The sequence below is a fragment of the Paludibacterium flexuosum genome, assembly GCF_037076605.1.
In the GTDB taxonomy this organism is placed as follows: Bacteria; Pseudomonadota; Gammaproteobacteria; order Burkholderiales; family Chromobacteriaceae; genus Paludibacterium.
The window spans coordinates 2,066,820-2,079,296 of sequence record NZ_AP029060.1 but is presented as its reverse complement, the minus strand read 5'-3'; the positions used below and the strand labels follow the sequence as shown (position 1 = coordinate 2,079,296).

The window sequence follows — 12,477 nt, the reverse complement described above, 5'->3', positions numbered from 1 at the left end:
TTACCCGCCGTGTTTATTCCTTCCACATAAAGACACCCCCCGGCCTGACGGCCCCATCAGGTAAAATCCTGTTTTTCAACGCATCGAGCAGCGAAAGACATGATTCAAGTCGGTATCGTGATGGGCAGTAACAGTGACTGGGAAATCATGCAGCATGCAGCGCGCATGTTGCGGGATTTCGGGGTGGCATTCGAAACGCGAGTTGTTTCGGCGCATCGTACGCCGGACCTGTTGTTCGACTACGCCGAGCAGGCGGCCGGGCGCGGCCTGAAGGCCATCATCGCCGGTGCCGGTGGTGCGGCCCACCTGCCCGGCATGCTGGCTGCCAAGACCACGGTGCCGGTTCTCGGTGTACCGGTCCCCTCCAAATACCTGCGTGGTGAAGATTCCCTGCTGTCGATCGTGCAAATGCCCAAAGGCATTCCGGTCGCGACGTTTGCCATCGGCGAGGCCGGTGCGGCCAATGCGGCCCTGTTCGCCATTGCCATGCTGGCCGGCACCGACAAGCGCCTGGGGGACAAGCTGGCGGCTTTCCGCCTGCAGCAAGAACAGACGGTACTGGCCATGAGCCTGCCGGAGGTGGAGTGAGTATGGCCGCCATCCTTCCCCCGGCCATGCTGGGCATCCTGGGCGGTGGCCAGCTCGGGCGCATGTTTGCCGTGGCAGCACGCCGCATGGGCTATCACGTGATGGTGCTGGATCCGGATGCCAGGGCACCGGCCGCCGCCTTTGCCGACGTGCATCTGTGTGCCGCCTTCGACGATGAACAGGCGCTGCGCCAGATGGGGCAGCGCTGTGCGGCGATTACCACCGAGTTCGAGAATGTCAGTGCCGATGCCATGCAGCTGCTGGCGACGCTGACCCGTGTGGCCCCCTCCGCCGAGTGCGTGGCGATCGCCCAGGACCGGATTGCCGAGAAGGGCTGGATCAATCGTGCCGGGTTGCCGACCACGCCCTGGCTGGCGGTGCAGGCTGCTGCCGATCTGCAAGGGGAGCTGGCCGATTACCTGCCGGGCATCCTCAAGACGGCGCGCCTCGGCTATGACGGCAAGGGTCAGCAGCGGGTCGAGACGGCAGAAGAGGCGCGAGCCGCCTTTGCTGCCCTCGGCGCTCAGGTCTGCGTGCTGGAAAAGCGCCAGCACCTGAAGATGGAGGTCTCGGTGATTGTGGCGCGCAGCAGTGCCGCACAGATCGAAGTCTTTCCGGTTGCCGAAAACAGTCACCGCGATGGCATTCTGGATATCAGTCTGGTGCCGGCGCGCATTGAGGCGGCCATGGCGGAGCGGGCGCGTGCCATGGCCTGCCAGCTGGCCAATGCACTGGATTATGTCGGGGTGCTGGCCGTCGAGTTTTTCGTGCTGGACGACGATACGCTGATCATCAATGAGATCGCGCCGCGGCCGCACAACTCCGGTCACTTCAGCCTCGATGCCTGCCTGACCGACCAGTTCCAGCAGCAAGTGCGCACGCTGTGCGGCCTGCTGCCGGGCAAGACCGATCTGCTGTCCCCGGTCGCCATGGTCAACCTGTTGGGCGATCTTTGGCCGCCGCAGGGCGAGCCACACTGGGATGTGCTGATGGAGGCGCCCAATGCCCATCTGCATCTTTACGGCAAGACCGAGGCTCGTCCGGGACGAAAAATGGGCCATTTCAACGTGCTGGCCGGCGACAACGAAGCCGCGCTGGCCCAGGCTCGGGCATTGTTCGAGACCTTGTAGCCCTTTCGAATTTTCCAGCAAGGATTTGTAGACATGAGCGGCATTAGCACCACCCATCTGAGCAGCCTGCAGAAAATCTATTCCGGCAAGGTTCGCGATCTCTATGCCATTGACGATCAGCGCATGCTGATGGTGGCCACCGACCGGTTGTCGGCGTTTGACGTGATTCTCGACGAGCCGATTCCGGCCAAGGGCCAGATCCTGACCGCGATTTCCAATTTCTGGTTCGACAAGCTCAAGGCGGTGATTCCCAACCACCTGACCGGGGATCGTGTCGAAGACGTGGTCAGCGCGGCAGATCTGCCGCAGGTGGCCGGTCGTGCCGTGGTGGTGAAGCGTCTCAAGCCGGTGCCGATCGAGGCCATCGTGCGGGGCTATCTGGCCGGTTCCGGCTGGAAGGACTATCAGGCGACCGGCATGGTCAGCGGCATTCGTCTGCCTGAGGGCATGGTCGAGGCCCAGGTGCTGAGTACACCGATCTTCACGCCGTCGACCAAGGCGGCGGTGGGGGACCATGATGAGAGCATCAGTTTCGAGCGTTGCAGCGAGCTGATTGGTGCGGATCTGGCAGCCGCTGTGCGTGCCAAGGCCATCGAGCTTTATCAGAATGCTAGTCAATATGCATTAAGTCGTGGGATTATTATTTGTGATACCAAATTTGAATTCGGCATCGATCAGGAGGGCACGCTGACCCTGATGGATGAGGTGCTGACGCCGGACTCGAGTCGTTTCTGGCCGGCCGATCAGTATCAACCCGGAAGCAACCCACCCAGCTTCGACAAGCAGTTTGTGCGTGACTGGCTGGAGGCCAGTGGCTGGAACAAGCGTCCGCCCGCACCTTCCGTGCCGCTGGCGGTACGTCAGAAAACTGCCGACAAGTATCGTGAAGCGCTGATTCGCCTGACGGAGTGATCCTCAGGTCCGATGGATCCAGAGGCGCGATGCGAGGGCATGGCGCCTTTTTTCATGGATGAAAACATGTTGTTGCAACCCCGACTAGAAACGCCTCGGCTGTGGCTGCAGCCGGCTGATCCGGCGCTGGCCGCCGCCACGCTGGCCTATCAACTGCGCAACCGGTCCCATCTTGGTCCCTGGGATCCGACTCCGAGCGAGCATTTTTTTACGCTGGGCTTCTGGGAAAGCCGCCTCAAGCAGCGCATGCGCGAGTGGCAAGAAGGGCTGGGGGCGGCGTTTTTCCTGCAGGACAAGCAGGACCCCGAGCAGATCCTCGGCACGGTGTCGATTTCGCAGATTCATCGCGGCATCGCCCAGTATGCCATGCTCGGTTATGGCATCGACCATGCCTGCCAGGGCAAGGGGATGATGTCCGAGGCTTTACAGGCGGTAGTGCGCTTTGCTTTTGACGAGCTCAAGCTGCATCGTCTTCAGGCCAGCTACCAGCCCAGCAATCAGCGCAGTGCCGCCGTCCTGGCGCGCCTCGGTTTCCTGATTGAGGGGCACGCCAGCCAATACCTGTTTCTGAACGGCGCCTGGCGCGATCATGTGGTGACCGCGCTGATCAACCCGCGCTTTGACGCTGACAACATGCTATAGCCCTCGCCTGGAGACGCATGGATACCTTGCACCTGCCCTTTTCCCCGGGGCCCGACATTGCGGTCTATCGCTGGTCCCCCGCCTCGGCCCCCCGCGGGGTGCTGCTGATTTCCCATGGTCTTTCCGAGCATGGCCAGCGCTATGAGCGCATGGCGCGCGCCCTGAATCTGGCCGGTTACGAGGTCTATGCCCTGGATCATCCCGGACATGGACCGCAGGCCGAAATACCGGGCTATTTTGCCGATCAGGACGGCTGGTGGCGTGTGGTCGAGCGGCTCAACGTGGTGCGCCACCATCTGCAGCAACAGCACCCCGGTCTGCCGCTGGTGCTGTTTGGCCACAGCATGGGCTCCTTCATTGCCCGCAGTTATTTTCTGCAACATGGCGAAGGCCTGGCGGCACTGGTGCTGTCGGCGACCGGTTACCGGCAGGGGGGGATGGCCCGGGTCATGCGCGCCATTGCCTCTGGCTGGGGCAAGGTCGTGGGGTACAAGGTGCCCAGTCCTTTTCTGGCCAGACTGGTATTTGGCAGCTTCAATCTGACGTTCTGGCCCAAACGCACTCGTGCCGACTGGTTGTCGCGCGATGCTGACGAGGTGGACCGTTATCTGGCGGATCCGTTGTGTGCCGGCATTCCGACTGCAGGCCTTTGGGTCGATCTGTTCGGTGGCGTACGTCAGATGGAGTCGGCCGAAAAGCATGCCCCGTCTTTGCCCCGGACCTGCCCGGTCCTGTTGCTGGCCGGCAGCCGGGATCCGGTGAGCCTGGGTTATTTTGGCTTGCGACAACTGGCAGCGCGCTATCGCGCGGCGGGTTTGTCCCGGGTCGAACTGCTGGTGTATCGCGGCGGCCGTCATGAAATGCATAACGAGATCAACCGCGAAGCGGTCATGCACGATCTGGTGGCGTGGCTGGAACAGCAGGGCGCCTTGCTGCCGGAGCCAGCCCCTGTGGTGAACCTGCCCGATTAATGTCTGCGCAGGGCGCTGAGGGGGTGACGTCTCTCGCTATGCCATTGACAACTTACTTACTAGTCAGTATGTTGATCCGCAACGAGATTCGGGTGTGCTGCACCCTCCCCACTGACTTGACCGAGGCCTCGACATGACTGCCTATCCGCATTTGCTTGCTCCGCTCGACCTGGGCTTTACCACGCTGAAAAATCGTGTCCTGATGGGCTCGATGCACACCGGACTGGAAGAGGCGCCCAACGGCTTTGAAAAGATGGCGGCATTTTATGCCGAGCGGGCGGCGGGCGGCGTCGGCCTGATCGTCACTGGCGGGGTCGGACCGAATGCCGAGGGCTGTGTGGGGGAAGGTGCGGCCAAGCTGGTGGACGAAGAGGGCGTGGCCCATCACCGCGTGGTGACCGATGCCGTGCACGCCGCCGGTGGCAAGATCTGTCTGCAGATCCTGCACAGCGGGCGCTACAGTTTTCAGGAAGGCTGCGTGGCGCCGTCGCCGCTGATCGCCCCGATCAATTTCTACAAGCCGAAGGAACTGAGCGAAGAGGGCATCTGGCAGACCATCGCCGACTTTGCCCGGTGTGCCCGCCTGGCACAGCAGGCCGGCTATGACGGCGTTGAGGTCATGGGGTCGGAGGGCTATCTGATCAACCAGTTCATCGCCCGGGCAACCAACAAGCGGACCGACGGCTGGGGGGGCAGTTTCGAAAACCGCATCCGTTTCCCGCTGGAGATTCTCAAGGCCGTGCGCGAAGCCGTCGGCCCGTCGTTCATCGTGATCTATCGCCTGTCGATGCTGGACCTGGTCAATGACGGCAGTACCTGGGACGAGGTGGTGCAGCTGGCCAAGGCTGTCGAAGCCGCCGGTGCCACCCTCATCAATACCGGTATTGGCTGGCACGAGGCGCGTATTCCGACGATCGCCACCATGGTGCCGCGTGCCGGGTTTGCCTGGGTGACGAAAAAGCTGATGGGGCAGGTGAAGATTCCGCTGATCACCACCAACCGTATCAATACACCGGAAGTCGGCGAGCAGGTGCTGGCCGAGGGATGTGCCGACATGGTGTCGATGGCGCGCCCCTTCCTCGCCGATCCGCAGTTCGTCAACAAGGCCGCGGCCGGACGCGGTGATGAAATCAACACCTGCATTGGTTGTAATCAGGCCTGTCTTGATCACATCTTCCAGGGCCGTCTGACCTCCTGTCTGGTCAACCCGCGTGCCTGCCGCGAAACCGAGCTGGTGACCCGGCCAGCCAGCCAGCAGAAAAAACTGGCCGTGGTCGGGGCGGGGCCTGCCGGTCTGGCCTTTGCCACGGAGGCGGCCGAGCGCGGCCATGCGGTCACGTTGTTTGATGCGGCCGATAAAATTGGCGGCCAGTTTAATGTCGCCAAACAGATCCCGGGCAAGGAAGAGTTCCATGAGACCTTGCGCTACTTCGCCCGCCGACTTGAAGTGACCGGCGTGACCCTGCGGTTGAATCAGCGCGTGACAGCCGAAGCACTGGCCGACTTTGACGAAGTCGTGCTGGCGACCGGCATTGCCCCGCGCACGCCACCGATTCCTGGCATTGACCATCCCAAGGTGCTGAGCTATCTGGATGTCTTGCGCGACAAGAAGCCGGTCGGCCAGCGCGTGGCGATCATCGGGGCCGGCGGGATCGGCTTCGATACGGCGGAATATCTGGCGCATCAGGGGACGCCGACTTCGCTGGATGTGGCGGCCTTCATGCAGGAGTGGGGCGTGGACATGAATGTGGCAGAACCTGGCGGTCTGCGCGCTTCCGGCCCGCACCCCGAGCCCAGCCCGCGGCAGATCTGGCTGTTGCAGCGCAAGCCGGCCAAGCCGGGTGAAGGTCTGGGCAAGACCACCGGATGGATCCATCGCGCCAGCCTGAAAATGAAGCAGGTCGAGATGCTCGGTGGCGTGCAGTATGACAAGATCGACGACGACGGGCTGCATGTGACCATCAAGGGACAAAGCCAGTTGTTGCCGGTGGACAATGTCGTGGTGTGTGCCGGCCAGGAGCCGCTGCGTACCCTGCAGGCCCCGCTGCAAGCCATGGGCAAGACCGTGCACCTGATCGGCGGGGCCGATGTGGCCAGCGAGCTGGACGCCAAGCGCGCCATTGCGCAGGGTACTCAGCTGGCGGCGACCCTCTGATCTTCTCCGCGATCTGCAAAAAGAAACGGCGACCAGGTGGTCGCCGTTTTTCATGCACAGACTGCGATTAGTACGGCCAGGTCCAGTTCTTGATCTCCGGCATGTCGTCACCATGGGTATGGATGTACGACTTGTGTTCGATCAATTTGTCGGCAAAGGCCTGGCGGACATGGGCACCGGTGTGGCTGAGCTTGGTCACGCGGTCGATGACATCGATGGCCAGGGTGAAGCGGTCTACCTGGTTCATCACCACCATGTCGAACGGGGTGGTGGTGGTGCCTTCTTCGATGTAACCACGAACATGCATGTTTTCCTGGCCGCGACGACGGTAGGTCAGGCGGTGGATCAGCCACGGGTAGCCGTGGAAGGCAAACACCACCGGCTTGTCGCTGGTGAAGATCGACTCGTACTCATGATCGTCCAGGCCATGCGGGTGCTCGCTCTTCGGCTGCAGTGTCATCAGGTCGACCACGTTGACGAAGCGTACCTTGAGATCCGGGAAGTGCTGGCGCAGCAGATCGGTGGCGGCCAGGGCTTCCATGGTCGGCACGTCGCCGGCGCAGGCAATCACCACGTCCGGTTCGGCACCGGCATCGGTCGAGGCCCAGTCCCAGATCCCCACCCCCTTGGTGCAGTGCTTGATGGCCTGGTCGATGGTCAGGTACTGCAGTGCAGGCTGTTTACCGGCAACCACCACGTTGACGTAGTGACGCGAGCGCAGGCAGTGGTCAGTCGTCACCAGCAGCATATTGGCATCGGCCGGCAGATAGACGCGGATGACTTCGGCGCGCTTGTTGACCACATGGTCGAGGAAACCCGGGTCCTGATGACTGAAGCCGTTATGGTCCTGGCGCCAGACGTGGCTGGTCAGCAGGTAGTTCAGCGAAGGCAGCGGACGGCGCCATGGAATGTCCAGGGTGGTCTTCAGCCACTTGGCGTGCTGGTTGAACATCGAGTCGATGACGTGGATGAAGGCTTCGTAGCAGCTGAAGAAGCCGTGGCGGCCGGTCAGCAGGTAGCCTTCGAGCCAGCCCTGGCAGGTGTGCTCGGACAGGATTTCCATCACGCGGCCATCGGTGGCCAGATGATCGTTGGTTTCGTCTTCCGGCTTGTAGTCGGCCAGCCAGACCTTGGCGCTGGCATCCAGTACATCGCCCCAGCGGTTGGAGGCGGTTTCATCCGGGCCGAAGATGCGGAAGTTCTTCGAGTCCATATTGCCGCGCATCACATCGCGCAGGAACTTGCCCATCACGCGGGTGGCTTCGGCCACCTTGTTGCCCGGCTTGTCGAACTGGACGGCGTAATCGCGGAAGTCCGGCATTTTCAGATCGCGCGAGACCAGACCATGTACGTGCGGGTTGGCACTCATGCGCAGTTCGCCATGCGGCGCCAGGGCCGCCAGGTCCGGACGCAGGGCGCCGGATTCGGTGAACAGTTCATCCGGGCCATAGCTCTTGAGCCAGGTTTCCAGTGCGTTGATGTGCTCCGGGGTCATGTCGGAGAACGGCACCTGGTGACTGCGCCAGTAGCCTTCCACCTTCTTGCCGTCGATTTCCTTCGGTCCCGTCCAGCCCTTGGGGGTCTTGAGGATGATCATCGGCCATTTCGGACGCGACAGCGGTTTGCCGGCCTTGTCTTCACGGGCGGCGCGCGCCTTGATATCGGCGATTTCGTCCATGATGGTGTCGAGTGTCGCGGCCATCTTGCGGTGGATGGCGGCGAAATCGTCCGGATCCTTGCCGATATCGACGAAGTAAGGCTTGTGACCATAGCCTTCGAACAGCTTGGTCAGTTCATCGGTCGACAGACGGGCCAAGACGGTCGGGTTGGCAATCTTGTAGCCGTTCAGATGCAGAATCGGCAGCACCACGCCATCACGCAGCGGGTTGAGGAATTTGTTGGAGTGCCAGCTGGTGGCCAGCGGACCGGTTTCGGCTTCGCCATCCCCCACGACGCAGGCGGCGATCAGCTCCGGATTGTCGAAGACCGCGCCATAGGCGTGCGAGACCGAGTAGCCCAGCTCACCGCCTTCGTGCATCGAGCCCGGGGTTTCCGGTGCCACATGCGAGGGAATGCCGCCCGGGAAGGAGAACTGCTTGCACAGTTTGCGCAGGCCTTCATGATCTTGCGAGACGTTCGGGTAAACCTCGGAGTAGGAGCCTTCCAGCCAGCTGTTGGCCACCAGACCCGGACCACCATGGCCAGGACCGGTGATATAGATCATCGGTTGCTTGCGGGCGTTGATGACACGGTTGAGGTGAACGTAGATGAAGTTCAGGCCGGGTGTCGTCCCCCAGTGGCCCATCAGGCGTGGCTTGATATGCTCGCGCTGCAGCGGTTGGCGCAGCAGCGGGTTGTCCATAAGGTAGATCTGGCCGACGGAGAGATAGTTGGCGGCGCGCCAGTAGGCGTGCATTTTATCCATCAGCGATTTGCCGAGTTGTGCCATGGGGAGTCCCGTATGAGTGCTGGAAAAAGGCCTACGCGAGGAGTCCGTAGAGTGAAATCGCAGTATAGGATGGCACCTGTATCTTTATATGATGCAAATCAAATAATTCGAAATATCTTTATGTAGAACTAAGCATTGGGGGCGAAAAAAAGCCCGCAAATGGCAAAAAATTTGCCGGCGGGCCGACTTTTCTGAGCGGAAAATGATGTGTGTGGTCAGTTTTTTTGATCGAAATGCGCTTTTTTTGCTTCTTGTTGTGTGTTTGCCTGGTTACTTTAATGCTTTTTGCAGGGTGGCTTCGTTGATCTCACCAATCCAGCGTTGCAAAATTTGACCGTTTTTGTCGATCAGCAGGGTAAAGGGGATATTTATCGTCGGGTTGCCCAGTGCGGGGAGCAAATCCGTGCTGTTTTCGTCGCCAATCCAGATGGGGTAGCGAATTTTTTGCTGCTGAACGAACTGTTGGACTGGTTTTTTTTCATCCAGGGCAATGCCAACCACCACGACGTTGCGTGGTTGCCATTTCTGGCTGAAGGCATTGAGCATGGGCATTTCCTTGCGGCACGGGCTGCACCAGGTGCCCCAGAAATTGACGATGACCCGCTTGCCGCGCAAGTCGGCCAATTTGACCTGGCGGCCATTCAGGTCGGTGAAGATCGTCTGGTCGAGTGCCGTGGCGTGGCTCAGGCCGGGCAGGAGGAGCAGGAGGCAAAGGAGCGGTCGGAGCAGGCGGATCATCATGGTGTTCTCTGGCGAAAAGTTCTGACAGTGCACGGGGCGAACGGGCTTGGTGCTAAAATGACACGGAATCCGGACAAGCGTTCAATCATAACGTGGCAGATGGTGTCATGCGAGCCGGTTTTGTGATTGTTTGTCATGTCCACAGGGTTGAATATCCTCGTGTCAACCCCCACCACTGAGCCATCTTCATTCTTCCTAGGAGGGCGTGATGCCCATACCGCACCTTTCCAATGTGCAGACCGGTCCCTTGCTGGAGCTGGAACGCCGCATCCTCGAGGCGCAGCCACAGATCGAGCACTGGTTCCGCAGTCAGTGGCATAACCATGCCACCCCGTTTTACGGCTCGGTCGATCTGCGCAATAGCGGTTTCAAGCTGGCACCGGTAGACATGAACATGTTCCCGGGCGGGTTCAATAATCTGAACACCGACATGACGCCGCTGGCGGTTCAGGCGGCCATGAGTGCCGTGGACAAGGTCTGTCCCGAGGCCAAGAGCGTACTGCTGATTCCGGAGAATCACACGCGCAATACCTATTATCTGCAGAATGTGGCCGCTCTGGTGCGCATCTTCGAACTGGCCGGCCTCAAGGTACGGCTGGGCACCCTGAACCCGGAAATCACCGAGCCGACCGAACTGATCGCTGCCAATGGCGTGCCGGTGCGCCTGGAACCGGTGCAGCGCCGTGGCAATCGTCTGGTGCTGGCGGATGGCTTCAATCCTTGCATGGTGCTGTTGAACAATGACCTGTCCGGCGGCATCCCCGAACTGCTGCAGAATATTGAACAGAATCTGATGCCTCCCCTGCATGCCGGCTGGGCCGTGCGGCGCAAGAGTCAGCACTTCCGCGCCTATGACGAGGTGGCGGCCGAGTTTGCCGAATTAATTTCGATTGATCCGTGGCTGATCAATCCGATGTTTGCCAGTGCCAGCGGGCTGGACTTTCAGTCGCGCCAGGGTGAGCAGCAACTGGCCGACAGTGTGTCCGATCTGTTGGCACGCATCCGCAGCAAGTATCAGGAAAACGGCATCGAGCACGAGCCTTTTGTGATCGTCAAGGCGGATGCCGGTACGTACGGTATGGGCGTGATGAGCGTCAAGTCGCCGGACGAGGTGATCGGTCTCAATCGCAAGGCACGCAACAAGATGGCGGTGGTCAAGGAGGGGCTGGAGGTCTCCGAGGTGATCGTGCAGGAGGGTGTCTATACTTTCGAGACGGTGGAGGATGCCGTGGCTGAGCCGGTGGTCTACATGATGGATCGCTTTGTGATCGGCGGTTTCTACCGGGTGCATACCGGCCGGGGCATCGACGAAAACCTCAATGCGCCGGGGATGCACTTCGTCCCGCTGTCGTTCGAGACTGCCTGCCTGCCGGACCGCCAGGGCAGCCCGGATTGTGCGCCGAACCGTTTCTATTCATACGGGGTGATCGCCCGGCTGGCCTTGCTGGCCGGTTCGCGCGAACTGGAAGCGACCGACCCGGACAACGATTGAGGAAAACCATGAGAGTCCTGTTTATTGCCGATCCGCTGGAGTCGTTCAAGATCTACAAGGACACCACTTTTGCCATGATGCAGGAGTCGGCCCGCCGCGGCCATGCCCTGGCCTTCGCCCGCGTGCAGGACATGGCGCTCGAGGGGGGGCGCATCATGGTGGACGCTACCAGCCTGACGCTGACTGGCGAACAGGATCCCTGGTATCGTGCCGGCGACTGTTACCGTCAGCCGCTGGCCGGGTTCAATGCCGTGGTGATGCGCAAGGATCCGCCGTTCGATCTGGAGTATCTCTACGCCTCGCAGCTGTTTACCCTGGCCGAGCAGCAGGGCTGCAAGGTGTTTACCAGCGGTCAGGCGCTGCGTGACTTCAACGAAAAGCTGGCGATCCTGCAGTTCCCCGATCTGATTGCCCCGACCATGGTGACCAGCAGCATCGGCCGGCTGCATGCCTTCGTCAATCAGCACTTCGATGCCATTGTCAAACCGCTGGATGGCATGGGCGGAGACAGCATCTTCCGCATTCGTCCCGATGACCCCAATCTGAACGTGATTCTGGAGACCATCACCCAGCGTGGCGCCCGCACAGTGATGATCCAGCGTTATATTCCGGAGATCCGCAACGGCGACAAGCGGGTGCTGGTGATTGACGGCAAGCCGGTGGATTACTGCCTGGCGCGGATTCCCAAGGCGGGAGAAACGCGCGGCAACCTGGCCGCGGGGGGGCGTGGTGAAGCCCGCGAGCTGTCCGCCCGTGACCGCGAGATCGCCGAAACCGTTGGTCCCATGTTGAAAAAGCGCGGGATTCTGCTGGCCGGGCTGGATGTCATCGGTGACTATCTGACCGAGATTAATGTCACCAGTCCGACATGCTTCCGCGAGATCATGGACCAGACCGGTTTGAATGTGGCCGGTCTGTATATCGATGCCCTCGAACGCGCCCTGGTCGCGCCGTGAACGGAGACAGTATGGAGAGGAAGGACAGCGTGCCGTCAGGAGAAAGTCCTTTCAAGGGCAAGACGGGGGTAGTACGGCTGGTGAATGCCCTGGGCTACTCGATTGACGGCATGCGTGCCGCCTTCCGGCATGAAGACGCCTTTCGCCAGCTGGTGTTGCTGGCGCTGGTGCTGGTGCCGCTGGCCTTTATCGTTCATGCCACACCGTTGGCCCGTGCCTTGCTGATTGCCAGCTCGCTGGCTACCCTGATCATCGAGTTGCTGAATTCGGCGATTGAGGCGGCGGTGGATCACACCTCGCTGGAGCGCCACCCTTTGGCCAAGCGCGCCAAGGATATGGGCAGTGCGGCCCAGTTGCTGGGTCTGATCAATCTGGCGCTGGTCTGGGGCGTCGTGCTGTTCGGCTGAGAGACCCGCTTGCACAAAACGAAAGGCGCTGCCG

11 protein-coding genes are annotated in these 12,477 nt (G+C 61.0%); 9 read left to right on the top strand and 2 right to left on the bottom strand.

The genetic code is table 11. The features are described 5' to 3' along the window. Positions 1–99: 99 nt before the first annotated feature. The 6 genes from purE to AACH39_RS09910 all read left to right on the top strand — a co-directional run bounded on the left by purE (position 100) and on the right by AACH39_RS09910 (position 6,398). Positions 100–588, top strand: coding sequence for a 5-(carboxyamino)imidazole ribonucleotide mutase (gene purE, locus AACH39_RS09935; protein ID WP_215780317.1), 489 nt, complete (start codon positions 100–102; stop codon positions 586–588). Next, positions 585–1,718 (top strand): 5-(carboxyamino)imidazole ribonucleotide synthase, encoded by a 1,134-nt coding sequence (locus AACH39_RS09930; RefSeq protein ID WP_338619805.1) that lies wholly within the window; start codon positions 585–587, stop codon positions 1,716–1,718. The genes purE and AACH39_RS09930 overlap by 4 nt, the downstream gene beginning before the upstream one ends. A gap of 33 nt (positions 1,719–1,751) precedes the next feature. Continuing rightward, a complete protein-coding gene (locus AACH39_RS09925; protein ID WP_215780321.1) occupies positions 1,752–2,630 on the top strand; it encodes a phosphoribosylaminoimidazolesuccinocarboxamide synthase in 879 nt (292 codons plus the stop codon). Between the two features lie 66 nt (positions 2,631–2,696). Then, positions 2,697–3,272, top strand: coding sequence for a GNAT family N-acetyltransferase (locus AACH39_RS09920; RefSeq protein WP_338619802.1), 576 nt, complete (start codon positions 2,697–2,699; stop codon positions 3,270–3,272). A gap of 17 nt (positions 3,273–3,289) precedes the next feature. Then, positions 3,290–4,243: an alpha/beta hydrolase gene (locus tag AACH39_RS09915; RefSeq protein ID WP_338619801.1), complete on the top strand. Its 954-nt coding sequence runs from the start codon at positions 3,290–3,292 to the stop codon at positions 4,241–4,243. Between the two features lie 133 nt (positions 4,244–4,376). Beyond that, positions 4,377–6,398, top strand: a complete 2,022-nt coding sequence (locus AACH39_RS09910) for an NADPH-dependent 2,4-dienoyl-CoA reductase (protein ID WP_215780328.1) — start codon at positions 4,377–4,379, stop codon at positions 6,396–6,398. Positions 6,399–6,465: 67 nt separating this feature from the next. Here AACH39_RS09910 and AACH39_RS09905 read toward each other — a convergent pair whose 3' ends face one another. Further along, entirely contained in the window at positions 6,466–8,847 is a 2,382-nt protein-coding gene (locus AACH39_RS09905; RefSeq protein WP_215780331.1) for a phosphoketolase family protein, read from the bottom strand. A gap of 270 nt (positions 8,848–9,117) precedes the next feature. Beyond that, positions 9,118–9,588 carry a TlpA disulfide reductase family protein gene (locus tag AACH39_RS09900; protein ID WP_215780333.1) on the bottom strand — a complete coding sequence of 157 codons (471 nt, stop codon included), beginning with the start codon at positions 9,586–9,588 and terminating at the stop codon, positions 9,118–9,120. A 208-nt stretch (positions 9,589–9,796) separates the two neighbouring features. On the opposite strand from AACH39_RS09900, the gene gshA reads away from it, so the two are divergent. From gshA to AACH39_RS09885, 3 genes are read left to right on the top strand one after another with little or no spacing between them, the layout of a single operon-like run. Continuing rightward, complete coding sequence (gshA, locus tag AACH39_RS09895) at positions 9,797–11,080, top strand: glutamate--cysteine ligase (protein WP_215780335.1); 1,284 nt, start codon at positions 9,797–9,799, stop codon at positions 11,078–11,080. Between the two features lie 8 nt (positions 11,081–11,088). Beyond that, on the top strand, positions 11,089–12,036 hold the full coding sequence (gshB, locus tag AACH39_RS09890; RefSeq protein ID WP_215780337.1) for a glutathione synthase: 948 nt from the start codon (positions 11,089–11,091) through the stop codon (positions 12,034–12,036). Positions 12,037–12,047: 11 nt separating this feature from the next. Beyond that, entirely contained in the window at positions 12,048–12,443 is a 396-nt protein-coding gene (locus tag AACH39_RS09885) for a diacylglycerol kinase (RefSeq protein WP_215780339.1), read from the top strand. Positions 12,444–12,477: the final 34 nt, after the last annotated feature.

Bases quoted from the DNA above. Each gene is read 5' to 3' on its own strand.
- AACH39_RS09925 (WP_215780321.1), top strand. From the start codon at position 1,752: ATGAGCGGCATTAGCACCACCCATCTGAGCAGCCTGCAGAAAATCTAT.
- AACH39_RS09900 (WP_215780333.1), bottom strand. From the start codon at position 9,588: ATGATGATCCGCCTGCTCCGACCGCTCCTTTGCCTCCTGCTCCTCCTG.
- gshB (WP_215780337.1), top strand. From the start codon at position 11,089: ATGAGAGTCCTGTTTATTGCCGATCCGCTGGAGTCGTTCAAGATCTAC.
- AACH39_RS09905 (WP_215780331.1), bottom strand. From the start codon at position 8,847: ATGGCACAACTCGGCAAATCGCTGATGGATAAAATGCACGCCTACTGG.
- gshA (WP_215780335.1), top strand. From the start codon at position 9,797: ATGCCCATACCGCACCTTTCCAATGTGCAGACCGGTCCCTTGCTGGAG.
- purE (WP_215780317.1), top strand. From the start codon at position 100: ATGATTCAAGTCGGTATCGTGATGGGCAGTAACAGTGACTGGGAAATC.
- AACH39_RS09885 (WP_215780339.1), top strand. From the start codon at position 12,048: ATGGAGAGGAAGGACAGCGTGCCGTCAGGAGAAAGTCCTTTCAAGGGC.
- AACH39_RS09910 (WP_215780328.1), top strand. From the start codon at position 4,377: ATGACTGCCTATCCGCATTTGCTTGCTCCGCTCGACCTGGGCTTTACC.
- AACH39_RS09915 (WP_338619801.1), top strand. From the start codon at position 3,290: ATGGATACCTTGCACCTGCCCTTTTCCCCGGGGCCCGACATTGCGGTC.
- AACH39_RS09920 (WP_338619802.1), top strand. From the start codon at position 2,697: ATGTTGTTGCAACCCCGACTAGAAACGCCTCGGCTGTGGCTGCAGCCG.